We start from the raw sequence: 24,532 nt of genomic DNA on the forward strand, positions 1-24,532 counted from the left end.
TACCAACTGAGCTAGTGTCGCACAAAACAACGCTTTACGTCGTTCAGGGCTGCGAATTATAAGAGCATTTTTTTCTGATGCAAGCTTTTCATTTAAAAAAACTGAGTTTTTTTTTAGATTGAAGAAAAAGCGAGCAATATCGCATTGTAATGCTCTAAAATCATTCAAATCGTCAATATTGTTCTTCGGTAATATTGCAGTTCAGCAATCGATTCTCGGATATCATCCAACGCTAAATGACTCCCCTTTTTCTGAAATCCATCCAAAATTTCTGGCCGCCAACGTTTTGTCAGTTCTTTCAGCGTACTCACATCCAGATAACGATAATGAAAATAAGCTTCCAACTCCGGCATATACTTCACCAGAAAACGCCGATCCTGACCAATACTGTTCCCACAGATTGGCGATTTTCCTTTTGGGACCCATTGTTCTAAAAACTTTATCGTCAACCGGACTGCTTCAGCTTCGGTCACCGCACTTTGCCGGATCCGCTCAACTAAGCCACTTTGGGTATGCGTTGTTACACACCATTCATCCATTTTGGCCAACTCTTGTTCTGACTGATGAATCGCGAGCACCGGACCTTCAGCCAGAATATTTAATTCGCTATCTGTCACGATCGTGGCAATTTCAATAATCTTGTGTACTTCCGGATCGAGACCTGTCATCTCTAAATCAATCCAAATCAGATTTTGATCATTTAAAGCCATTACACTTACCTGTATAGGTTTGATAATAAAAAATGTACTATACCCAAATTATACGCGGTGAGATAGTTTGAACCCATGAATGCTGTCAGCAGCATCGGTGGTTTACACAACTCAGCTTTAACACAGTGAAAGTAATATTGTGGGTAAACAGAAAAAATTAACGAAAGGACAAGTCCGTCGTGTCCGACATAACCAGACAAAGCGCTTAAAGCAAGAGACCACGGTGGAATGGGATGAATCGATGCTGGGTTCGGCCAAACAGGGGCTGGTTATCAGTCGCTTTGGTCAACATGCCGATATCGAAGATTTGCAAACCCGGGAAATTCATCGCTGTAACCTGCGCCGAGGCATCGAAACATTGGTCTCTGGTGATCGGGTGATCTGGCGTTCAGGGCTCGACATAATGGCTGGTATTTCAGGTGTTGTTGAGGCGGTCGAACCGAGACATTCGATTCTGACTCGTCCTGATTACTATGATGGTTTAAAACCTGTTGCTGCCAATATCGATCAAATCATTATTGTCTCTTCCGTGCTTCCTGAACTGTCGCTGAATATCATCGATCGATACTTGATCGTCGCGGAAACACTGAATATCCAACCACTTTTGGTCTTGAATAAAGTCGATTTGCTCAGCGCTGAACAGAAGCTGGAATTCCAGGATTGGATGACAACGTATGAAAAACTTGGCTATCCGTCTCTTTTCGTCAGCCGAAAAACAAGGGAAGGCCTCACACAACTCGAGTCCTACCTACAAGACAAAATCAACGTGTTTGTCGGTCAATCCGGTGTCGGCAAGTCCAGCCTCGTCAATGCCATTTTGCCGAATCTGGAAGCGGAAATTGAAGAAGGGGATGTGTCGGCCAACTCAGGGTTGGGTCAACATACCACCACAGCAGCGAGACTCTATCATATTCCGACAGGCGGTGACCTGATCGATTCTCCGGGGGTCAGAGAATTCGGACTATGGCATTTAACTCCTGAAGAGATCACTCAAGCTTATGTTGAGTTTCGCCCCTATTTAGGCGGCTGTAAATTCCGTGACTGTAAACATGATGATGACCCCGGCTGTATCATTCGTGAAGCGGTAGAAAGCGGTGATATCAGTGAAATCAGATACGAAAACTATCACCGAATTCTGGAGAGCATGAACGAAAATAAAGCCAATCGACAGTATTCAAGAAATAAAAAAGCGGACCTGTAAAATCGTGACTACTGACATCCTGCCGGATATTCAGTAACATGCCGCCGTTTAACTGATATGGAGTCTCTGAGACCGGATGAAAACCATGGATAAATTTAAAATTGGATTACAATACTGGTTACCTCAACATGCCCTAACGCGGCTGATGGGGAAACTTGCTTCGGCAAAAGCTGGAATTCTGACGACTTCGGTCATCCGCTGGTTTATCAAACACTATCAAGTCAACATGCATGAGGCCTTGCATACGGATCCGGCTCATTTTAAAACCTTCAATGACTTCTTTGTTCGTGAACTCAAACCGGAAGCCAGACCGATCGCCGAGGGAAACGATGTGTTGGCCTACCCTGCAGATGCTTGTATCAGTCAGTTTGGCCCTATCATGGACGGACAACTCATTCAAGCAAAGGGCCACACCTATTCCGCACTTGAGCTCCTTGGCGGAGACCCCGATCTGGCAGAGCAGTTCGCCGGCGGAGGGTTCGCAACACTGTATTTATCACCACGCGATTATCACCGTGTTCATATGCCTTGTGACGGTATCTTGCGACAAATGATTTATATCCCTGGTGATTTATTTTCAGTCAACCCACTCACAGCCGAGAATGTCCCGAATTTATTTGCCCGCAATGAACGCTTGGTCTGTATCTTCGATACGCCATTCGGTCCTTTGGCTCAAGTTCTGGTTGGCGCAACCATCGTTGGCAGCATAGAGTGTGTCTGGGATGGTTGTATCACACCGCCACGCGGTAATTCGATTTATCGTTGGGATTATCCTTCGGAAGGAGACAAAGCGGTTCACCTGAAGAAAGGCCAAGAAATGGGACGTTTTAAACTCGGTTCTACCGTCATCAACTTATTTGCAAAAGATCAAATCCGTTTTGATAATGCGATGGATGTAACCCTGCCCACATTAATGGGCGATGTGTACGCACACCGAAAATCACAATAACCTTCTATATGTCTCAATTAAGTTATATGTCCCAGTTAAGTGACTTGACTGGGACTCAAGCAATTCAGGTCAAACAACCTTAGCTGTAACAAATATATTTTCTCTCCTTGTCAACGTTGGATCACATCCTTAGAGACTGAGTCTCAAAAAACATTAACTCTCTCTAAGACCGATACCCGTCTATAAATTATCCTAATGTGTAGATTCCAAATATGGGTGTCGTTTATGAAAAAAATCAATCTCAACCAACTCACCAAATTGCTTTTCTGCTTTCTTCCACCGCTCATTCTGCTCTGGATACCGATTGATGCGATACCCATTCCGGACATGACCTTGATCCAACATCGACTGCTCGCGATTTTCTTACTGGCTGCCCTATTATGGATTCTGGAACCCGTCCCTGTTTTCGCCACCTCGATTCTCATCATCACGCTTGAGCTCATTATGATTTCAAATAAGGGCTTACATTGGTTCCGCAAACCACCGGAAGGCCATGCGTTTGGCGAGCTGATTCCTTATACCGACATATTCAGTGCCTTTTCTTCACCGATTATCATTTTATTCATGGGGGGATTTGCACTGGCGATTGCTGCCTCTAAATATGAGCTGGACAATAATCTGGCACGCGTGCTGCTCAGGCCATTCGGAACACAGCCTAAATTCATCATGCTCGGGCTGATGCTCATCACGGCCTGTTTTTCGATGTTTATGTCCAATACAGCGACAACGGTCATGATGCTTGCACTACTGGGACCGATTGTTGCTTCAGCCCAACCGGGAGATAAAGGCATCAAAGCGTTGGTACTCTGTATCCCGATCGCCGCCAATACGGGAGGGATTGCCACGCCAATCGGTACACCACCCAACGCCATTGCACTCCAATACCTGATCGGAGAAAATAGTATTAGTTTTCTGTCTTGGCTGCTTATGGGGCTGCCATTTGTGCTGATACAGATGACGATTGCATGGTTTTTACTACAAAAATTTTTTCCATCGTCCCAAAGTCACCTGACACTGAATCTAAAAGGACAATTTAAAACGACATGGCGTGCCGTGACCGTTTATATCACTTTCGCTGTCACGATTTTATTGTGGATGACCACATCGCTGCACGGCATGAACACCTATGTGGTGGCGATTATCCCACTGGCAGTTTTCACCCTGACCGGAATCATGGGGAAAGAGGAGCTGAAGCAGATTAACTGGGATGTGCTCTGGCTGGTCGCAGGTGGGATCGCGATTGGCATTGGTCTGGAAGAAACAGGGCTCGCCAAAGCATTAGCTCATTCGATCAATTATCAAAATCTATCGCCAATGTCAGTGGTCATTTCGTTATCCCTGGTCTGCTGGCTGATGGCCAACTTTATGTCCAATACGGCAACAGCTAACTTATTGATGCCTATCGCTGCAGCTATCGGTAGCTCAATGACGAGTCTGCAAGCAATCGGCGGATTACAAGGACTGCTCGTGGTAGTCGCATTTTCCGCCTCACTGGGAATGATCCTGCCTGTATCTACGCCACCCAACTCATTAGCTTACTCGACAGGTTTAATCGAAAGTAAAGACATGGCGAAAATCGGAACGCTCATTGGTATCATTGGATTGCTTATCGTCTATTCAGCAACCTGGATGCTCACCTGATACGCAACGATGCTCGTTTGAGTATGGCAATAACGCCCCTCACAGACGTGTTACTTTTGCTTCGGAGTAACACGTCAACAGAGGGATACGCCACCATCTCCAATTCCGTAAAAACGCTTTAAAATAAACAGTATAAACTGCTTTGTTTTCATATCCGCTTCAGGCATATTGATGCGCTATTTTACGGCTTTCGATACAGAGATACATCTATGGGTTACGAGTGGTTAGCACTTGCTGCTGCTTTTTTATGGGCTATCGCCAGTATACTTTCCGTCACCCCGGCGCGACATCTGGGTACATTTTCCTATAGTCGCTGGCGCATGGGTTGTACTTCCCTCATGCTGGGGTTGTTTGCTTGGTTCACTCACGGTTGGGCCACCGTCGAATCTGAGCATATCGTTCCGATGATGTTATCCGGCTTAATCGGTATTTTTATTGGCGATACCGCACTATTTGCCTGCTTCAATCGTATGGGCCCGAGGCAAGCGGGCCTGCTTTTTTCCTGTCATGCGGTGTTCTCTGCTATTCTCGGCTATTTCCTGTTTCAGGAAACTATGACCTCCGGGGAATTTCTCGGTTCAGTGCTCGTTTTCAGTGGGGTTGTGATCGCCATATTTTTTCGTAAAGCACAACCCGGTACGCTCGAAATGATTCATGGTAACGTCTGGATCGCAATCGCATTAGGGCTGCTAGCAGCACTCTGTCAGGCTCTCGGTGGCATTTTGGCCAAACCGGTGATGCAGACATCGGTTGATCCGGTTGCCGCTTCCGCACTGCGTATGATTTCAGCATTTATTGCACACAGCGTTTTATTCCTATCAGGCGCTCGGATCGCAAGACCGACTCAAGCCATAAATCGTAAAATATTTTCTACAACACTGCTCAATGCTTTCCTTGCGATGGCACTGGGAATGACACTGATTTTATACGCGCTCCGGGAAGGGAACGTGGGGATGGTTGCGTTACTTTCATCCACCACGCCGATAATGTTATTACCGATTTTATGGTTTTATACCAAACAACGTCCGAACCGATTTGCTTGGGTCGGAGCCATCATTGCCGTTCTCGGGACGGGCATGTTGGTGTACTAATGCCGGTGTACTAAAGGCGGTACAAAAACAACAAAATAAAATAGTGTGATTTATGAACTGTAAGGTACTATGGATTGAATTGATAGGGAGAATCATTGATCTTAACCCTCATCACACTGGATAAAATGTAGTAAAATTACGTTAGTTTTTTAATTTAGATTTCAATATTTGACGAGGTCATCACTATGTCATCAAAGAAGCCAATGGCTTTGGTCATTCTTGACGGTTGGGGTTACCGTGAAGACAACGCAAGTAACGCCATCAACAACGCGAAAACCCCTGTACTGGATAGTCTGGTTGCAAACAACCCTCATACACTGATCTCTGCTTCTGGTCTGGATGTCGGCCTGCCTGATGGTCAAATGGGAAATTCAGAAGTCGGTCACACCAATATTGGTGCCGGACGGATTGTTTACCAAGATTTGACCCGGATAACCAAAGCAATTGCTGATGGTGAATTCCAGACCAATGAGACATTAGTCGCTGCAATTGATAAGGCCGTTGCGGCAGGAAAAGCGGTTCACCTGATGGGGCTGATGTCTCCGGGTGGCGTTCACTCTCACGAAGATCATATCTATGCTGCAGTTGAACTGGCAGCAGATCATGGCGCAGAAAAAATCTACCTGCACTGCTTCCTTGATGGACGTGATACACCACCACGCAGTGCTGAAGATTCACTGAAACGCTTTGACGAACTCTTCGCAAAACTCGGCAAAGGCCGTATTGCTTCCTTAGTCGGACGCTACTACGCAATGGATCGTGACAACAACTGGGATCGGGTCCAAAAAGCCTATGACCTGTTGACACAGGCAAAAAGTGAGTTCACTTACGACAGTGCCGTGGCCGGTCTTGAAGCTGCCTATAGCCGTGAAGAGAACGATGAGTTCGTTCAGGCGACCGTGATTCAGGCTGAAGGAGAAGCGTCAGCAGCAATTGAAGATGGTGATACGATTATCTTCATGAACTATCGCGCTGACCGTGCCCGTGAAATCACACGGACATTTGTGGCTGACTTCGCAGGTTTTGAACGGAAAAAATTCCCAGCGGCTGAGTTTGTGATGCTGACGCAATATGCTGCAGATATCCCGCTCAACTGTGCTTATCCCCCTGAGTCTCTGACAAACACCTACGGTGAGTGGTTATCTAAATCCGGAAAAACTCAGCTACGGATTTCCGAAACCGAGAAATACGCACACGTTACGTTCTTCTTCAATGGTGGTATCGAAACCGAATTTGAAGGTGAAGAACGTCAACTCGTTGCATCACCAAAAGTTGCGACTTACGATCTACAGCCAGAAATGAGTTCTGAAGAGCTCACCGACAAATTGGTTGCGGCAATCCGCTCTGGCAAATATGACGCAATCATCTGTAATTATCCGAATGGTGATATGGTCGGTCATACAGGTGTTTACGAAGCAGCCGTTCAGGCTTGTGAAGCCGTCGATAAATGTATCGGTCGTGTTGTTGAAGCCATTAAAGAAGTCGATGGTCAACTACTCATTACTGCAGACCATGGTAATGCTGAGATGATGGTCAACCCGGAAACCGGCGGAACGCATACAGCACATACCAGTCTGCCAGTGCCACTGATCTATGTGGGTAATCAAGCCATTCAGCTCAAAGACGGTGGTAAACTTTCTGATCTGGCACCAACCATGCTTGCACTGACAGAGATGGAAATTCCTGCAGAAATGTCCGGGAAAGTCTTGTTTTAAGATTTGATGCCTGATGGCTCAAATCACACAAAATGAAAACAGCAGCCCTGTATACAACATATAGGGCTGTTATTTTTAGAGCCAGAGAAAGTTTTTTACATTTCAGTGTCGAGGCACTTCATTGTTTCTGTATACTGAGGGGCATCTTCTTCAATTAAGCATGATACAAGAGCATGGTGCCGTTTTTGATGATTCGATTTTTCACACTTTCGCGTTATTTAAAGCCGCGTCATATTAGTATTTTACTCATCACGCTGTTATTCCACCTTTGCAGCTATGCTGCATCAAAGCAAGAGCTGCAGGGCGTTAAAAATGAAATATCTCGCCAGCAACAGTCGCTTGATTCTCAAACAAAACAGCTGGACAACTTACAAAACACGCTAAAGAATCAAGAACTGGAGATTGTTTCATTTGAGAAGCAAATCTCCCAAACCCAAAGCCAGCTCAAACGTTCAACGCACAATCTGAGCCAGTTAAAAGAGCGCATCACAACACTGGCACAACAAAAAGAAGCTCAGTCAAAGCGATTGAAACAGTTGCTCCATACCTATTACATCACACGCCAGTCGAATCATTTGTCCGGTCTCCTGAAAGATGACTCCGATGAGGATCGTATCAGCCAGTACTACCAGCATCTGGCACAAGCACGCTCAGAGACGATCAACAATTTAGAACAAACCAAGCAACAGCTGCATCAACATGAACAGCAACTCAAACAAGAACAGGAACAGATCCAATCACTCCTTTCCCAACAGACACAAAAGCGTAATCAGCTTCAGCAAACCCAGCGAGAACGCAAAAATACGGTGAATAAAATCCGCTCACGAATATCCAGTGATAAAAATTATCTGGCGGAATTACAGCGCAATGAATCAAGACTCAAAGCAGAAATTGCCAAAGCCGCTAAACGCAGCCAAGTACCGATGGATGGCTTTGCCCGACAAAGAGGAAAACTCCCTTGGCCAATCCAAGGGAAATTATTGCACCGTTTCGGCACCCACCAAACAGGTCAGATTAATTGGAAAGGGATTGTCATCAATGCCGCATACGGGCAACCGGTCAAAGCGGTTTATTCCGGGCGTGTGGTTTTTTCTGATTATCTACGAGGGTACGGGCTCGTTGTATTAATCGACCACGGTCAAGGTGATATGACGTTGTATGGTTTCAACCAAACGCTACTCAAAAAAGAAGGTGATAAAGTTACTGCAGGAGAAACTATCGCACTGGCAGGCGATACGGGGGGGCAACCGATTCCCTCACTCTATTTTGAAGTAAGAAGAAATAGTAAGGCTTCGAACCCACTCATCTGGTTGCAATAAATAGGATACGTTTATCACACTATAAAAGATCCACAGGGCTGTCTTTATCACCAGCGCTGTGGATTCTAACTCAATATAGAATGGTATTTATTCAGTATGCATGGCTCTGATACCTTCTTCCAGAATCTGCAACTGTTCCGCGCCACCGACTGTTGCTCTCGGCTTGACCACGGCAATCACATGTAACATACCTTGATGAATAACTTCTTCCGTTACTTGAGCTTTTTGTGACATCGCGGCACGATAACTCAACCAGCTCGCAGTAATCATATGGAGCGTCGTTACAAAAGATTCCATCTCAGACTCTGGTATATCAAGTAACTCGATCTCGATGAACCGACTGACAATACTCACCAAATTATGTCTTAGTTTTTCCTGAACGCGGATATAAGAGCCATGTAACACTTCATCTCTTTGGAGAATTTCCGGCAAATTCGCGTAGAAAAAACGATATTTCCACATCAGGGTAAAAATAGAATCTAAATAATGTTTCAGGAGTGACAGACTCTCTTTATACCCATGAGGTGGAGCAAAGCGTTCAAGCAGTTCACGAGAATAAAGCTCAAAAATTGCTCTGACAATTTCTTGCTTATTCCGGAAATGATAATACAGATTCCCCGGGCTGATTTGGATATGAGCGGCAATATGGTTTGTTGTAACCGTGCGTTCGCCCTGTTCGTTAAAAAGCTCCAGCGCTGCAAAAATAATTCGATCTTTCGTTTTCATACCAGACATAATCTGACCAAGTTCCACACATTTCATCATGGTACCGAGAGAGGCAGACCCATAATGAGTTAAAACTATTTGTGGTAGGGAGCTGACAACTCATGAACAGCATTCACAAAAATATCAACATTTTCAGGCGGCACATCTAAGTGAATACCATGTCCTAAATTGAAAACATGACCACTCCCCTTGCCAAATCCTGCCAGGATTTGTGCCACTTCATCCCGAATTCGCTGCGCTGGCGCGTATAGCATTGAAGGATCCATATTGCCCTGTAAAGCAACTCGCTCGCCGACGCGAGCTTTCGCATCTTCAATATTGATTGTCCAGTCAAGTCCAATCGCATCACAACCTGTTGCAGCAATCTGCTCCAACCACATCCCACCATTCTTGGTGAAGAGCGTGACGGGTACTTTATAATTACCATGTACTTTGATCAAACCATCGACGATTTTATGCATATATTGAAGCGAAAAATCACGATAATCACGCGGAGTCAGTACACCTCCCCACGTATCAAACACCATGACTGACTGAGCACCAGCCTTAATTTGAGCATTCAGGTATAGGATGACGCTTTCTGCCAGTTTATCGAGTAACGCATGTAACGTCTCTGGCTCAGCGTACATCATCTTCTTGATCTTGGTAAACGCCTTCGAACTGCCGCCTTCCACCATATAAGTTGCGAGAGTCCATGGGCTACCGGAGAATCCGATTAACGGAACAGCACCTTGTAAATCATGACGAATCTGTCGAACCGCATTCATCACATACTGTAATTCACACTCCGGATCAGGAATTCCGATCTTGTTCACGTCCGCCCGACATTGAATTGGATGGGTAAACTTTGGCCCTTCACCGGCTTCAAAATAGAGCCCGAGTCCCATTGCATCAGGAATCGTCAAAATATCAGAAAACAGAATCGCGGCATCGAGAGAGAAACGACGTAGCGGTTGCAACGTGACTTCTGAAGCCAATTCAGGATTTTTACATAAAGTCATAAAATCCCCGGCCTGAGCTCTCACTTCACGGTACTCAGGGAGATAACGCCCTGCCTGGCGCATCATCCATATAGGCGTTCTATCAATGGGTTGCCTCAAAAGCGCACGCAGATAACGATCATTCTTTAATTCAGTCATTTTTAATCTTCCAAATCAGGGCTTTTATCACTTCTTATATCAGATAAATTTTTTAATTCTTTGCAAGCAAGATCATGTTCCGGACGAAAAGAAAATCAGATTGTTTGCAACAATTCAGCTTAAGTGTTAAATATTTGTTCAATAATGAATATTATTAATAATAATAAATAGAGTACTCGCTACTCAACATCTCATAACGACATCTTACTTACCCCTCCGTTTATTCGGAGGTTTTTTTTATCCTATTGACGAAACACTGAGTGCACGAATATCCGCCAGTGTCTGCTCGATCAATGCTCTGGCAATTGTCCCTTCCGGTGCAACCTCCGGCATATTTTGCGGAGAAAACCAGTTCGCGTGACTGATTTCATTCTCATCGATCCGAATTTCCCCTGATGCGTAATCGGCCAGAAAAGCGACCATCATACTTGAAGGGAAAGCCCAAGGCTGGCTACCGAAATACCGGATATTCTCCACTCGGATGCCCGTTTCTTCAAATACTTCCCGGGCAACCGTCTGTTCCAATGTCTCTCCTGCCTCAACAAATCCAGCGACGACAGTATACATGCCCCCCTGATGACGGGCATGTTGGGCCAAAAGAATTTCATTATCACGACGAACAGCAACAATAATACAAGGAAAGATGCGTGGATAATGGATTGTCCGACACTCATGGCACTGCATTGCTAACTCACGGAGATGAAAATAATTCCGACCGCCACATTGGGCGCAGAACCGCTGTGTCTGTGTCATGTGACCATACTGGACCGCCTTACTTGCGGCAAGAAACAATGATTCAGAAATATTCAGTAATGTTCTCAGTGATGACATTGGCAAACGCTGTTCTAAATCTGCTTCATTCAACCAAAAAATTGGGTGGCCATCACATTCTGCAATCTTGACTGCTTTATCTTCAGGAAGAGACCAATGTTCTGCAGTGCCAAAAGGTAGCATATTATTCACAGTCCAGAGTTCGCTTCCGGAAACAACGCACCAGTAAGCGTTTCTGACTTCACTATTTTCTAACATGATCGCTCCTATATCCTTGCAGTCTGACTATTTTACTGGCAATCTAGTTTCATACCAGAGCGGGAAGTGTACCATGTTATAGCCCTCTCGTATGAATAAGATATTGTGTCTCCAGACACAACTGCCAAAGCAGGATCTCCCTATGGGGAGCAGATCATGAGGGCATAACCATGCTTAAAAAATTCAAGAGAATACAAGAGCAGTGGGGAGGTTCCAGTGATGTCATAGATCAATGGTTAGACTCCCGACAAACTTTACTCGTTCAATATTGTAAACTTGCCTCATTGCAGCCCTGTACTTCCAAAGTGGCTCTCAGTGAACTCCCATCAGCCAATGATATTCATGAGTTTTGCCAAAAGCTGGTCGATTACATTTCCACAGGGCACTTTAAGATCTACGATACCGTTAAAGCCAAATGGGAATCAACCGGGTTTACTGCTACGGACGAAATCAACCAAACTTATTTTTCAATTGTTGAGACAACAGATCCCTTACTCAATTTCGCAGATAAGTACTTGGATATCAGAGATGATGAACATCTGGAAAATTTTGACCGCGATCTATCTCACTTAGGGGAAACATTAGAGGCACGATTTGAACTTGAAGATGAGTTGATACAGATGATTGCTGACAGCTTATCGGTTCCTCCCGGAGCATAAGTTCTCAATCAATCGTGTTATTCACCTCACAGAGCACATAAACTGGCACAAAATCAGGCTGATATAAAAAAGGCGCCTTGCGGCGCCTTTTTACATTTAGCAATGATTACTCATCAGACGAGAAACCAGCATTCAGTAATGCAGCCAAGTTATCCGTTGCCTGTTCAGCGGATGGACCTTCTTTTTGCGCACCACGTCTTGCATGACGTTCTTGATGGTAGGCAAAACCTGTACCGGCAGGAATCAATCGACCAACGATAACATTCTCTTTCAGACCACGTAAGTCATCACGCTTACCAGAAACCGCAGCTTCTGTCAGTACGCGAGTCGTTTCTTGGAACGACGCAGCAGAGATAAATGATTCTGTTGCCAGAGAGGCTTTAGTAATCCCTAACAGTTCACGTTCATAACGTGCAGGTTCTTTACCTTCCGCAACTAATTGACGGTTAGCAATTTTCACCTGAGAGTACTCGACCTGTTCTCCAGCGAGGAACTCAGAATCACCGGCAAAAGTAATAGTACACTTACGTAACATCTGACGAACAATCGTTTCAATGTGCTTGTCATTAATCTTAACGCCTTGTAAGCGATAAACTTCCTGAACTTCATTCGCAATGTACTGTGTAACCGCATGAATACCACGCAGACGCAAGATATCGTGTGGAGACTCCGGACCGTCGGCAATCACGTCACCACGTTCGACTTTCTCACCTTCAAACACGTTTAACTGACGATGCTTCGGAATCATTTCCTCATAAGTATCGCTACCTTCACGCGTGATAATCAAACGGCGCTTACCTTTCGTTTCTTTACCGAATGACACAGTACCAGTGTGTTCAGCCAGAATCGCAGGTTCTTTTGGTTTACGTGCTTCAAACAGATCCGCAACGCGAGGCAGACCACCGGTAATATCTCGGTTACCACCAGATTTCTGAGGAATACGAGCCAACGTATCACCGACACCAACTTCCGCACCATCTTCCAGGTTCACAATCGCTTTACCCGGCAGGAAGTACTGAGCTGGCATATCTGTACCAGGAATCATCACATCACGGCCTTGCTCATCAACCAGTTTGATTGCTGGACGCATATCTTTACCGGCAGAAGGACGGGCAGCAGCTTCTGTCACTTCACTTGAAGACAGACCTGTTAAGTCATCCATTTGACGAGAAACGGTCACGCCATCAATCATGTCAACATATTGGACACGACCTGATACCTCGGTAATGATCGGCATGGTGTGCGCTTCCCAGTTTGCAACAACTTCACCGGTATCAACTAAGTCACCGTCAGCTTTGCTCAACAAGGAACCGTAAGGTAGTTTGTGTTTCTCTTTCGTCCGTCCGAACTCATCGATAATCGTCAGTTCAGTTGCACGAGAGGTAATCACAAGCTTACCGTTTTTGTTGGTTACAAATTTCGCATTATTCAGTTTCACAGAACCTTTGTTCTTCGTCTGAATACTGTTCTCTGCCGCTGCTGTCGATGCTGCACCACCGATGTGGAACGTACGCATCGTTAACTGAGTACCCGGTTCACCGATAGATTGTGCTGCGATAACCCCAACAGCTTCACCTTGGTTGACCAGATGACCACGAGCAAGATCACGACCATAACATTGAGCACAACAGCCGAAGTCAGAATCACAAGTTACAACTGAACGAACTCTCAACTGATCAACTGAATTCTCATCGATGATCTGACACCATTTCTCGTCGATCAATGTGTTACGAGGAATCAGAATTTCTTCGGTACCAGGCTTGAGAACATCTTCTGCAACCACACGACCCAAAGCAAGTTCAGTCAAAGCAACTTTAACATCGCCACCTTCGATATGCGGCATCATTTCGACACCTTCGTGCGTCCCACAGTCATGCTCAGTGACCACAACATCTTGTGCAACGTCAACGAGACGACGAGTCAGATAACCTGAGTTCGCTGTTTTCAGTGCCGTATCTGCCAGACCCTTACGAGCACCGTGCGTTGAGATAAAGTACTGAAGAACGTTCAGACCTTCTTTAAAGTTCGCCGTAATCGGAGTTTCGATGATCGAACCATCCGGACGAGCCATCAAACCACGCATACCGGCCAACTGACGAATCTGAGCTGCAGAACCCCGGGCACCGGAGTCAGCCATCATGTAAATACTATTGAATGACTCTTGCTTCTCTTCATCACCCTGACGGTTGATAACCGTTTCAGAAGACAGGTTTTCCATCATAGCTTTCGCAACACGATCGTTGGTTGAAGCCCAGATATCGATCACCTTGTTATATCGTTCTCCAGCAGTCACAAGACCAGATTGGAATTGCTCCTGAATTTCGCGAACTTCTTCTTCTGCTTCAGAGATCTCTGTATATTTCGCTGGCGGTACAACCATATCGTCAATACCGACCGAAACGCCAGACAGTGCCGCATAAGCAAAACCTGTATACATGATTTGGTCAGCAAAGATAACTGTGTCTTTCAGACCCAGTTTACGATAAGCCTCGTTTAACAAATTCGAAATTTGCTTCTTACCTAGTTTTTGGTTGACTAGGCTATATGGCAGACCTCTTGGTACGATTTGCCACAGCATTGCACGACCGATAGTGGTATCAACCATTTTCGTTTCTGTCGTTTCACGGCCGTCTTCATCACGGACAGTTTCTGTGATGCGAACTTTTACGCGTGCATGGAGCGCAGCAGATTTGGTGCGATATGCTTTCTCTGCTTCCGCAGGACCAGCAAGGTACATTCCCTCACCCGGTGCATTAATCTTTTCACGCGTCATATAGTAGAGACCCAAAACAACGTCCTGTGATGGTACGATGATTGGCTCACCAGATGCTGGCGACAGAATATTGTTGGTTGACATCATCAGCGTACGAGCTTCAAGCTGTGCTTCAAGTGTCAATGGCACATGAACTGCCATTTGGTCACCGTCGAAGTCCGCGTTATAAGCCGCACACACCAATGGATGTAGCTGAATTGCTTTCCCTTCGATCAGAACAGGTTCAAAAGCCTGAATCCCCAAACGGTGAAGTGTCGGTGCACGGTTCAGAAGTACAGGGTGTTCACGGATAACTTCATCCAGGATATCCCATACGACCGGCTCTTCACGTTCAACCATTTTCTTCGCAGCTTTGATCGTCGTCGCCAGACCACGAGTTTCTAACTTGCTGTAGATAAATGGTTTAAACAGTTCTAAAGCCATTTTTTTCGGCAGACCGCACTGATGCAGACGCAGGTATGGACCAACGGTGATTACAGAACGACCTGAATAGTCAACACGTTTACCCAGCAGGTTCTGACGGAAACGACCTTGTTTACCTTTGATCATATCCGCAAGCGATTTCAGCGGACGCTTGTTTGAACCGGTAATCGCACGGCCACGACGTCCGTTATCCAACAACGCATCGACTGATTCCTGTAGCATTCGTTTTTCGTTACGGACAATAATATCCGGAGCAGCAAGCTCAAGCAGACGCTTCAAACGGTTGTTACGGTTAATCACACGGCGATATAAGTCATTCAGATCAGAGGTTGCAAAACGACCGCCATCCAAAGGAACTAAAGGACGTAAATCGGGTGGCAAAACAGGAAGCACGGTCAGAATCATCCACTCAGGGTTGTTTCCGGAAGCAATAAAGGCTTCAACCAGCTTCAAACGCTTAGTCACTTTTTTACGTTTTGTTTCAGAGTTTGTTGTATTTAACTCTTCACGCATCACTTCAGCTTCATGGTGCATATCCATGGAACCTAGCAGGTCCTTAATGGCTTCAGCGCCCATTTTCGCTGTAAATTCGTCGCCCCATTCTTCCAGACGATCCAGATACTCTTCTTCAGTCAATAACTGACCTTTTTCCAGATCGGTCATTCCCGGTTCGGTAACGACATACATTTCAAAATAAAGTACACGTTCGATATCGCGCAGCGGCATATCCATTAAGAGGCCGATACGAGACGGAAGCGATTTCAGAAACCAGATGTGAGCAACAGGAGACGCCAGTTCAATGTGTCCCATACGGTCACGACGAACTTTAGTCTGAGTGACTTCAACGCCACATTTTTCACAAATCACACCACGGTGTTTCAAACGCTTGTACTTTCCGCAAAGACACTCATAGTCTTTTACCGGACCAAAAATACGCGCACAAAACAAACCGTCACGCTCCGGTTTGAACGTCCGGTAGTTGATAGTTTCAGGTTTTTTCACTTCACCAAATGACCACGAACGGATCATATCAGGTGAAGAAAGACCGATTTTGATTGCATCAAATTCTTCGGTCTTGTGCTGTGCTTTCAGAAAGTTTAATAAGTCTTTCACAATCAGCTCCTGTAAGGAGTTAAAAGGCGCTAGGTCGCGCCTTTCTACCAGATAACTCTATTCTAACTTAGAACAGAATTACTCTTCGTCTTCTAGCTCAATGTTGATACCCAGTGAGCGAATCTCTTTCAACAATACGTTGAACGATTCAGGCATACCCGGTTCCATGCTGTGATTGCCGTCAACGATGTTTTTATACATCTTCGTCCGACCATTCACGTCATCGGATTTCACCGTCAGCATTTCTTGAAGTGTATAAGCAGCACCATAAGCTTCAAGTGCCCACACTTCCATCTCACCGAACCGCTGACCACCGAACTGAGCTTTACCACCAAGTGGTTGCTGAGTTACAAGGCTGTAAGAACCGGTTGAACGCGCATGCATCTTATCGTCAACCAAGTGGTTCAGTTTCAGCATGTACATGTAGCCGACAGTAACCGGACGCTCGAAAGCATCACCGGTACGGCCATCAAACAATGTCAACTGACCGGATTCAGGCAGATCTGCCAATTTCAGCAGTTGCTTGATTTCTGGCTCTGTTGCACCGTCGAATACTGGCGTCGCAACTGGAAGACCATTACGTAAGTTATTCGCTAAAGTGCGAACATCGTCATCTGAAAGGGCTGAAATATCCACTTTCTGACGAATGTCATTACCTAATGTATAAACTTCCTGTAAGAACTCACGCAGTTTGGCAATTTCTTGCTGCTCTTTCACCATCTGGTTGATCTTGTCACCGATTCCTTTTGCAGCTGCACCTAAGTGAACTTCAAGAATCTGACCGATGTTCATCCGAGATGGTACACCCAGTGGGTTCAGTACGATATCAACAGGGCGACCGTTTTCGTCATATGGCATGTCTTCTACAGGGTTAATTTTGGAGATAACCCCTTTGTTACCATGACGACCAGCCATTTTATCACCCGGCTGAATACGGCGTTTGACCGCTAAATAAACTTTGACGATTTTCAGAACACCCGGGGCAAGGTCATCACCTTGTGTGATCTTGCGGCGCTTCGCTTCAAATTTCTTATCGAAATCAGCTTTTAGCTCATCCCACTGTTCTGCAAGCTGTTCAAGTTGTGACTGAAGCTCATCATCTTCCAGAGTTTGTTCCAGCCATCTCTTGCGTTCAATCGAATGAAGCTTCGCTTCAGAATAACCGCCAGACAACAGAACCGATTTAACACGGGCAAGCAAACCACCTTCCAGAATTTGGAACTCTTCTGTCAGGTCTTTTTTCGCTTCTTTTAGCTGCATCTGTTCGATTTCAAGTGCACGTTTATCTTTTTCAACGCCGTCACGAGTGAAGACTTGAACATCGATAATCGTTCCTGAAACAGAGTTTGGTACACGCAGTGAAGTATCTTTAACGTCTGACGCTTTTTCACCAAAGATCGCACGGAGTAGCTTCTCCTCCGGTGTCAGTTGCGTTTCGCCTTTTGGCGTCACTTTACCAACCAGAATATCGCCGCCTTTGACTTCAGCACCGATGTAGACAATGCCGGACTCATCAAGCTTGGATAGTGCCGCTTCACCAACGTTTGGAATATCCGCGGTGATCTCTTCAGCACCGAGCTTAGTATCACGCGCCACACAAGAAAGCTCTTGAATGTGAATGGTTGTAAACCGGTCTTCCTGAACAACACGCTCAGAAACAAGGATCGAGTCCTCGAAGTTGTAACCATTCCAAGGCATAAATGCGATACGCATATTTTGCCCAAGTGCCAGTTCACCCAAATCGGTTGAAGGACCATCAGCAAGCACATCACCACGGGCAACAGGTTCGCCCGGCATCACGCAAGGACGCTGGTTAATACATGTGTTCTGGTTAGAACGTGTATATTTGGTCAGGTTATAGATATCAATCCCTGCTTCGCCCGGAATCAACTCATCTTCATTGACTTTGATAACGATACGAGAAGCGTCAACAGACTGAACATGACCACCACGCTTGGCAACAGCAGTTACACCAGAATCCACAGCGACATTACGTTCAATACCAGTACCGACCAACGGCTTATCAGCACGAAGGGTTGGTACAGCCTGACGTTGCATGTTCGCACCCATCAAGGCACGGTTCGCATCATCGTGCTCAAGGAATGGGATGAGCGATGCTGCAATCGATACAACTTGGTTGGTCGCAACGTCCATATAGTTGACGTGTTCACGAGGGTGCAGACCCGATTCACCTTTTTGACGAGCGGTGATCAATTCATCAGCAAACGTGCTTTCTTCAGTCAGCTTAGCGTTTGCCTGAGCAATAACGAACTGACCTTCTTCGATCGCAGACAAGTATTCCACTTCATCGGTGACAATCCCGTCAACAACACGACGGTATGGCGTTTCAAGGAAACCATATTCATTACAGCGTGCAAACGCAGACAGTGAGTTGATCAGACCGATGTTTGGTCCTTCAGGTGTCTCAATCGGACATAAACGTCCATAGTGCGTCACGTGAACGTCTCGCACTTCAAAGCCAGCACGCTCACGCGTCAGACCGCCAGGACCCAATGCAGAAATACGACGTTTATGCGTCACTTCTGACAGCGGGTTGTTCTGGTCCATAAACTGAGATAGCTGAGAAGAACCGAAGAATTCTTTCACTGCTGCCGAAATAGGCTTGGCATTGATCAGATCTTGTGGCATGACGTTGTCTAGATCACCCAGACTCAAACGCTCTTTGACCGCACGCTCAACACGAACAAGGCCGACACGGAATTGGTTTTCAGCCATTTCACCGACACTACGAATTCGGCGGTTACCCAAGTGGTCTATATCATCGACTTCACCGATACCATTACGGATCGCGATCAGTTTTTTCATTACTTCGATGATATCGAATTCATCAAGCGTACCTAGATCTTCTGCATCATCACGTTCAATAGAACTGTTGAACTTCATCCGTCCAACGGTTGAAAGATCATAACGGTCTTCCGAGAAGAACAGACTATCAAACAGTGTTTCTGCGGCCTCTTTTGTTGGTGGCTCACCAGGGCGCATCATTCGATAGATTTCAACAAGTGCTGAAATACGATCTGTTGTGCTGTCGATACGCAACGTATCTGACATAAATGAGCCGTGATCAAGGTCATTGGTATATAGAACCTCAATCTTCTTATAACCAGCTTGAGAGAGATTAGCTAACGCTTCGAGACTCAGCTCTTGGTTTGCTGCAACAATCAGCTCTCCCGTCGCTTCATTCACATAATCTTTCGCTGCGACCTTGCCGACAATATATTCAACAGGCACTTCGATAAATTCAACAGCGTCTTTTTCCAGTTGACGAATATGACGAGCAGTAACGCGACGTCCTTTTTCGATATAAACCGTTCCGTTTGCTTCGATATCGAAGCTGGCAGTTTCACCACGTAAACGTTCAGGAATCAAAGCCATCATCAGCGTTTGATCTTTCACTTCGAAATGGATTTTTTCGAAGAAAATATCCAAAATTTCTTCTGTTGTTTTCCCTAACGCACGCAGAATAATAGAAGCTGGTAGTTTGCGACGACGGTCGATACGAACATACAAGTTGTCTTTCGGATCGAATTCGAAATCAAGCCACGAACCACGGTAAGGAATGATACGTGCGTTATAAAGGACTTTTCCAGATGAGTGGGTCTTACCCTTATCGCTGTCGAAGAACACGCCGGGGCTTCGGTGCAGCTGGGATACGATAACCCTCTCAGTACCATTAATTACAAAAGTACCATTATCTGTCATGAGTGGGATTTCACCCATGTAGACTTCTTGTTCTTTAATATCTTTGACAGTACCCGCTGGTGCGTCTTTATCAAAAATAACCAAGCGTAATTTTACACGCAGAGGTTTTGAATAAGTTACACCACGAATTTGACATTCTTTCACATCAAAAACTGGCTCACCAAGACGGTAGCTAACGTATTGCAGCTCAGAGTTGCCATTATAGCTCTGGATAGGAAACACAGAACGAAAAGCAGCCTCTAGACCATATTGTCCTTCAGGATCCTGTTCGATAAATTTGTCGAACGAATCGAGCTGGATCGATAGCAGGTATGGAATGTCCAACACTTGTGGACGAGTACCAAAGTCCTTGCGGATGCGCTTTTTCTCGGTATAGGAGTAAACCATGGGGTTCCTCAGCTCGCTGATAAGTGACCCAAACTGCCCGCCTTTGCATTAAAGGGAAACGGCAGTGACTAACTAACTGTTTATTGTAGTGACGTTTAACCACGTTGAGATAAACGTTTTTTTGCACGGATGTCGAATGACTAAACAGTAGGAAAATTCATCGACACCCTACAGCGCAAAAAGGCCGGTGGTCAATAAACCACCAGCCATTAGCCTTTCGGCTAAGCGATTAAGTAAGAATTACTTAAGCTCAACAGTTGCACCAGCTTCTTCAAGTTGTGCTTTAAGAGCTTCAGCTTCTGCTTTCTCAGCACCTTCTTTGATCGGAGCCGGAGCGCCGTCAACAAGAGCTTTCGCTTCTTTCAGACCCAGACCAGTTGCGCCACGAACTGCTTTGATTACAGCAACTTTGTTCGCGCCAGCAGAAGTTAGGATAACGTCGAATTCAGTTTGTTCAACAGCAGCTTCACCACCAGCAGCAGCGCCACCAGCAACAACAGCAGCGGCAGCAGAAACACCAAATTTCTCTTCCATTGCTTCGATCAGTTCAACAACTTGCATTACAGACATTTCTGCAATAGCGTCTAGGATTTGCTCGTTAGTAATAGACATAACAATTCTCTTCTAAGTCAACAATTAGTTTAATAAGCAACCAGTAAAAAGCAAGCCTTATGCAGCTTCTTGTTTTTGGTCGCGGATAGCAGCGATAGTACGTGCCAACTTGCCAGCAGAAGCTTCTTTCATACACATCATCAGACGTGCAATAGCTTCGTCGTAAGTTGGTAGAGTTGCTAGTACTTCGACATCAGCGATAGAACCTTCGAATGCAGCTGCTTTGATCTCAAAATTTTTATTCTCTTTCGCAAAGTCTTTAAAAAGACGCGCTGCAGCACCTGGGTGCTCAGTAGAGAAACCAATCAAAGTAGGACCTACGAATACCTCTTTCAGACATTCGTAGTCTGTGCCTTCAACTGCGCGGCGTGCTAGTGTGTTACGAACAACTCTCATGTAAACGCCGGCTTCACGAGCCTGTTTACGCAGAGAAGTCATCGCACTTACTTCAACACCACGAGAATCAGCAACAACTGCAGAAAGTGCACCACTGGCTGCTTCGTTGACTTCAGCAACAATTGCTTTTTTGTCTTGAAGATTTAAAGCCATCTTGGATTTACTCCTGGTTGTCGTTACACCACTCACTATTTTCATCAACAGTGAGAGCTTTTTAGGTGCAGTCCCAGAAGAAAGTTATAAAAAATAGAGCTTTCGTCAGTTCGGGCACCATCTACGTAGGTTTAATTAAGCCGTCAGAGACGACGCCTACGGTCTTGGACGGAGACTGGATTATAGTTCAAAGAACCAAGGTTCAGCCCCAACCACAAATATTAGGCGCAAAATTATACATAAATTTTACGCCTTAGCAAATAGATTAAGCTTGAGTGCTTAAAGTTGCCTGATCAATAGCAACACCAGCGCCCATCGTTGTAGAAAGACTTATTTTCTTCACATAAGCCCCTTTCGATGTAGATGGTTTTGCTTTTTTCAGTGCAACAATCAGTGCTTCTAAGTTTTCTTTCAATTGTTCAACATCGAAAGAAACCTTACCGATTGTTGTATGGATGATCCCATTTTTGTCATTACGGTAACGAACCTGACCAGCCTTAGCGTTCTTAACCGCTTCAGCAACGTTTGGTGTTACAGTACCAACTTTAGGGTTTGGCATCAGACCACGAGGACCAAGGATAGTACCTAACTGACCCACAACACGCATTGCATCTGGAGATGCAACAACAACGTCAAAGTTCAGTTCGCCTTTTTTCACTTGCTCAGCAAGATCTTCCATACCAACAAGGTCAGCACCAGCTTCTTTTGCTGCATCAGCGTTTGCACCTTGAGTGAAAACAGCGACACGGACTTCACGACCAGTACCATGAGGCAGTACAGTTGCACCACGAACATTCTGATCAGATTTACGTGCGTCGATACCTAAGTTCACAGCAACGTCAACAGATTCAACAAATTTTGCAGTTGCCAGCTCTTTCAGCAATGCAACAGCTTCATTGATATCATACTCTTTAGTAACATCCACTTTTTCGCGGATAGTACGCATACGCTTAGTTAGTTTTGCCATGATATTAACCCTCTACCACTAGACCCATTGAACGAGCAGTACCCGCGATAGAACGCTTCATTGCTTCGATATCTGCACCAGTCATATCCGCAGCTTTAGTTTCTGCGATTTCCTGAATTTGCGCGTCAGTTACTGTGCCCACTTTTTCTGTATTAGGACGACCAGAGCCAGACTTAATACCTGCTGCTTTCTTCAGAAGAACAGCCGCCGGTGGTGTCTTAGTTTCAAAAGTGAAAGAACGGTCGCTGTATACAGTGATAACAACTGGAATCGGAAGACCTTTCTCTACAGATTCTGTTTTCGCGTTAAACGCCTTACAGAATTCCATAATGTTAACACCACGCTGACCCAGTGCTGGACCAACTGGTGGACTTGGGTTTGCCATACCTGCTGCAACTTGCAGCTTGATATAAGCTTCAACTTTCTTAGCCATGATATTTCCTACATAATGGGTACTAACGCTAATCCACTGATCAGCTCCCCGTTTCTAGTGAAGACCTGTAAAAAGGCGCGAGATTATAGTCAAATTTCGCGCCTTAAACAAGTCCAAAAAGATGATTTTTTAATCTAGTTTTTCAACCTGACCGAATTCAAGCTCAACTGGCGTTGCCCGGCCGAATATTGAGACAGAGACTTTTAAACGGCTCTTCTCATAATCAACCTCTTCAACAGTACCGTTGAAATCAGCAAATGGTCCATCGTTAACCCGAACGACTTCACCAGCTTCAAACATTGTTTTCGGTCGTGGCGCTTCGCTAGCTTTCTCCAGACGATTCAATATCGCATCTGCTTCTTTATCGGTAATTGGTGCCGGACGATCAGATGTCCCACCGATAAATCCCATCACTCGAGGAACACTACGCACCAAATGCCAAGATTCATCATTCATGATCATCTGGACGAGTACATATCCAGGGAAGAATTTTCTTTCACTTTTACGGCGTTGGCCGGCACGCATTTCGACAACTTCTTCCGTTGGTACTAATACTTCACCAAACAACTCTTCCATTTCATGCATTTTGATATGTTCACGTAGTGACTGTGCCACTCGTCCTTCAAATCCAGAGAAGGCTTGAACAACATACCAGCGTTTTTTGGGAGCTTCACTCATGAATTAAACCCTCTATACTCCAGTCGCAAATGCAACAAGGCGAACCATAATACCGTCAATACCCCATAGTGCCAGAGCCATCACAACACAGACGGCCAAAACAATTAATGTGGTTTGCACGGTTTCCTGACGTGTAGGCCATATTACTTTGCGAATTTCCATACGCGCTTCTCGCGCGAAGCTCACCGCTTCTTTACCTTTCACAGTAATCGCTGCAATACCTAATGCGGCAGCAATTAAGACAATAACACCAGCAGAACGAATAACGACAGAAACCGTTTCACCATAAAAGGAGTTACCCACAACAGCGGCAGCCAACAGAACAATAGCAATCAACCACTTCAGTTTATCTGCTGCATTTGAGCTCTCAGGAGTTTCAGCATGATTTGCTTTCATAACCCAACCTGTCACAAATCTAAATATAGACGACAATAAACCCCACTGTTGCAGGGCAAACTAACAAAAATAAGCGTTCGAAGCTTATTTTCAGAAACAAAGACACCTTCTCTGTCTCAAACCTTTTACTTTTGACTAACAAACCGTCAAAATAAATCTTCAGCGCAGAAAAAGGGCATCAAATGATGCCCTTTTTACTAGTGCGGAGTCAAATCATTATGCAAGGATTTTTGCTACAACACCAGCACCAACTGTACGACCACCTTCACGGATCGCAAAACGCAGACCTTCATCCATCG

The 24,532-nt window shown here is 45.3% G+C and carries 19 protein-coding genes; 7 read left to right on the forward strand and 12 right to left on the reverse strand.

The window, feature by feature from the left end; genetic code table 11:
- Nucleotides 1-164 precede the first annotated feature (164 nt).
- Complete coding sequence (gene orn, locus VRK_RS17865; RefSeq protein WP_059122872.1) at nt 165-710, reverse strand: oligoribonuclease; 546 nt, start codon at nt 708-710, stop codon at nt 165-167.
- 139 nt (nt 711-849) lie between these two features.
- Between orn and rsgA the strand changes: the two genes are divergently transcribed.
- The 6 genes from rsgA (at nt 850) to VRK_RS17895 (ending at nt 8,626) form a co-directional block, all read left to right on the forward strand.
- Nucleotides 850-1,911 (forward strand): small ribosomal subunit biogenesis GTPase RsgA, encoded by a 1,062-nt coding sequence (rsgA, locus tag VRK_RS17870; protein ID WP_059122873.1) that lies wholly within the window; start codon nt 850-852, stop codon nt 1,909-1,911.
- Nucleotides 1,912-1,996: 85 nt separating this feature from the next.
- Entirely contained in the window at nt 1,997-2,860 is an 864-nt protein-coding gene (gene asd / locus VRK_RS17875; protein WP_059123217.1) for an archaetidylserine decarboxylase, read from the forward strand.
- A 225-nt stretch (nt 2,861-3,085) separates the two neighbouring features.
- Nucleotides 3,086-4,501: an SLC13 family permease gene (locus VRK_RS17880; protein ID WP_059122874.1), complete on the forward strand. Its 1,416-nt coding sequence runs from the start codon at nt 3,086-3,088 to the stop codon at nt 4,499-4,501.
- Nucleotides 4,502-4,710: 209 nt separating this feature from the next.
- Entirely contained in the window at nt 4,711-5,592 is an 882-nt protein-coding gene (locus VRK_RS17885) for a DMT family transporter (protein ID WP_059122875.1), read from the forward strand.
- Nucleotides 5,593-5,777: 185 nt separating this feature from the next.
- Entirely contained in the window at nt 5,778-7,307 is a 1,530-nt protein-coding gene (gene gpmM, locus VRK_RS17890) for a 2,3-bisphosphoglycerate-independent phosphoglycerate mutase (protein WP_059122876.1), read from the forward strand.
- Nucleotides 7,308-7,495: 188 nt separating this feature from the next.
- Nucleotides 7,496-8,626 carry a murein hydrolase activator EnvC family protein gene (locus VRK_RS17895; RefSeq protein ID WP_059123218.1) on the forward strand — a complete coding sequence of 377 codons (1,131 nt, stop codon included), beginning with the start codon at nt 7,496-7,498 and terminating at the stop codon, nt 8,624-8,626.
- Nucleotides 8,627-8,713: 87 nt separating this feature from the next.
- Here the strand turns inward: VRK_RS17895 and VRK_RS17900 are convergent, their stop codons facing one another.
- From VRK_RS17900 to nudC, 3 genes are all read right to left on the reverse strand, one after another.
- Nucleotides 8,714-9,352, reverse strand: a complete 639-nt coding sequence (locus VRK_RS17900; RefSeq protein ID WP_059123219.1) for a TetR/AcrR family transcriptional regulator — start codon at nt 9,350-9,352, stop codon at nt 8,714-8,716.
- A 74-nt stretch (nt 9,353-9,426) separates the two neighbouring features.
- Complete coding sequence (gene hemE / locus VRK_RS17905) at nt 9,427-10,491, reverse strand: uroporphyrinogen decarboxylase (RefSeq protein ID WP_059122877.1); 1,065 nt, start codon at nt 10,489-10,491, stop codon at nt 9,427-9,429.
- 237 nt (nt 10,492-10,728) lie between these two features.
- Complete coding sequence (gene nudC, locus VRK_RS17910; protein ID WP_059122878.1) at nt 10,729-11,520, reverse strand: NAD(+) diphosphatase; 792 nt, start codon at nt 11,518-11,520, stop codon at nt 10,729-10,731.
- Nucleotides 11,521-11,690: 170 nt separating this feature from the next.
- Between nudC and VRK_RS17915 the strand changes: the two genes are divergently transcribed.
- The gene (locus VRK_RS17915) at nt 11,691-12,179 is read left to right on the forward strand and encodes an Rsd/AlgQ family anti-sigma factor (RefSeq protein ID WP_059122879.1); all 489 of its coding nucleotides are present in this window, start codon (nt 11,691-11,693) and stop codon (nt 12,177-12,179) included.
- A 106-nt stretch (nt 12,180-12,285) separates the two neighbouring features.
- Here the strand turns inward: VRK_RS17915 and rpoC are convergent, their stop codons facing one another.
- The 8 genes from rpoC to secE all read right to left on the reverse strand — a co-directional run bounded on the left by rpoC (nt 12,286) and on the right by secE (nt 24,233).
- A complete protein-coding gene (gene rpoC, locus VRK_RS17920; protein ID WP_059122880.1) occupies nt 12,286-16,488 on the reverse strand; it encodes a DNA-directed RNA polymerase subunit beta' in 4,203 nt (1,400 codons plus the stop codon).
- Between the two features lie 78 nt (nt 16,489-16,566).
- On the reverse strand, nt 16,567-20,598 hold the full coding sequence (gene rpoB / locus VRK_RS17925) for a DNA-directed RNA polymerase subunit beta (RefSeq protein ID WP_059122881.1): 4,032 nt from the start codon (nt 20,596-20,598) through the stop codon (nt 16,567-16,569).
- Nucleotides 20,599-20,838: 240 nt separating this feature from the next.
- Nucleotides 20,839-21,210: a 50S ribosomal protein L7/L12 gene (gene rplL / locus VRK_RS17930; protein WP_059122882.1), complete on the reverse strand. Its 372-nt coding sequence runs from the start codon at nt 21,208-21,210 to the stop codon at nt 20,839-20,841.
- 57 nt (nt 21,211-21,267) lie between these two features.
- On the reverse strand, nt 21,268-21,759 hold the full coding sequence (rplJ, locus tag VRK_RS17935) for a 50S ribosomal protein L10 (RefSeq protein WP_059122883.1): 492 nt from the start codon (nt 21,757-21,759) through the stop codon (nt 21,268-21,270).
- Between the two features lie 265 nt (nt 21,760-22,024).
- On the reverse strand, nt 22,025-22,726 hold the full coding sequence (gene rplA / locus VRK_RS17940) for a 50S ribosomal protein L1 (RefSeq protein WP_059122884.1): 702 nt from the start codon (nt 22,724-22,726) through the stop codon (nt 22,025-22,027).
- A gap of 4 nt (nt 22,727-22,730) precedes the next feature.
- Nucleotides 22,731-23,159, reverse strand: a complete 429-nt coding sequence (gene rplK, locus VRK_RS17945; RefSeq protein ID WP_059122885.1) for a 50S ribosomal protein L11 — start codon at nt 23,157-23,159, stop codon at nt 22,731-22,733.
- Between the two features lie 129 nt (nt 23,160-23,288).
- On the reverse strand, nt 23,289-23,837 hold the full coding sequence (gene nusG, locus VRK_RS17950; RefSeq protein ID WP_059122886.1) for a transcription termination/antitermination protein NusG: 549 nt from the start codon (nt 23,835-23,837) through the stop codon (nt 23,289-23,291).
- 12 nt (nt 23,838-23,849) lie between these two features.
- Entirely contained in the window at nt 23,850-24,233 is a 384-nt protein-coding gene (gene secE, locus VRK_RS17955) for a preprotein translocase subunit SecE (protein ID WP_021021756.1), read from the reverse strand.
- Nucleotides 24,234-24,532: the final 299 nt, after the last annotated feature.

It is taken from the genome of Vibrio sp. MEBiC08052, assembly GCF_001506075.1.
GTDB lineage: Bacteria > Pseudomonadota > Gammaproteobacteria > Enterobacterales > Vibrionaceae > Vibrio.

Bases quoted from the DNA above. Each gene is read 5' to 3' on its own strand.
- orn (WP_059122872.1), bottom strand. From the start codon at position 710: ATGGCTTTAAATGATCAAAATCTGATTTGGATTGATTTAGAGATGACA.
- asd (WP_059123217.1), top strand. From the start codon at position 1,997: ATGGATAAATTTAAAATTGGATTACAATACTGGTTACCTCAACATGCC.
- VRK_RS17880 (WP_059122874.1), top strand. From the start codon at position 3,086: ATGAAAAAAATCAATCTCAACCAACTCACCAAATTGCTTTTCTGCTTT.
- VRK_RS17885 (WP_059122875.1), top strand. From the start codon at position 4,711: ATGGGTTACGAGTGGTTAGCACTTGCTGCTGCTTTTTTATGGGCTATC.
- gpmM (WP_059122876.1), top strand. From the start codon at position 5,778: ATGTCATCAAAGAAGCCAATGGCTTTGGTCATTCTTGACGGTTGGGGT.
- VRK_RS17895 (WP_059123218.1), top strand. From the start codon at position 7,496: ATGATTCGATTTTTCACACTTTCGCGTTATTTAAAGCCGCGTCATATT.
- VRK_RS17900 (WP_059123219.1), bottom strand. From the start codon at position 9,352: ATGAAAACGAAAGATCGAATTATTTTTGCAGCGCTGGAGCTTTTTAAC.
- hemE (WP_059122877.1), bottom strand. From the start codon at position 10,491: ATGACTGAATTAAAGAATGATCGTTATCTGCGTGCGCTTTTGAGGCAA.
- nudC (WP_059122878.1), bottom strand. From the start codon at position 11,520: ATGTTAGAAAATAGTGAAGTCAGAAACGCTTACTGGTGCGTTGTTTCC.
- VRK_RS17915 (WP_059122879.1), top strand. From the start codon at position 11,691: ATGCTTAAAAAATTCAAGAGAATACAAGAGCAGTGGGGAGGTTCCAGT.
- rpoB (WP_059122881.1), bottom strand. From the start codon at position 20,598: ATGGTTTACTCCTATACCGAGAAAAAGCGCATCCGCAAGGACTTTGGT.
- rplL (WP_059122882.1), bottom strand. From the start codon at position 21,210: ATGTCTATTACTAACGAGCAAATCCTAGACGCTATTGCAGAAATGTCT.
- rplJ (WP_059122883.1), bottom strand. From the start codon at position 21,759: ATGGCTTTAAATCTTCAAGACAAAAAAGCAATTGTTGCTGAAGTCAAC.
- rplA (WP_059122884.1), bottom strand. From the start codon at position 22,726: ATGGCAAAACTAACTAAGCGTATGCGTACTATCCGCGAAAAAGTGGAT.
- rplK (WP_059122885.1), bottom strand. From the start codon at position 23,159: ATGGCTAAGAAAGTTGAAGCTTATATCAAGCTGCAAGTTGCAGCAGGT.
- nusG (WP_059122886.1), bottom strand. From the start codon at position 23,837: ATGAGTGAAGCTCCCAAAAAACGCTGGTATGTTGTTCAAGCCTTCTCT.
- secE (WP_021021756.1), bottom strand. From the start codon at position 24,233: ATGAAAGCAAATCATGCTGAAACTCCTGAGAGCTCAAATGCAGCAGAT.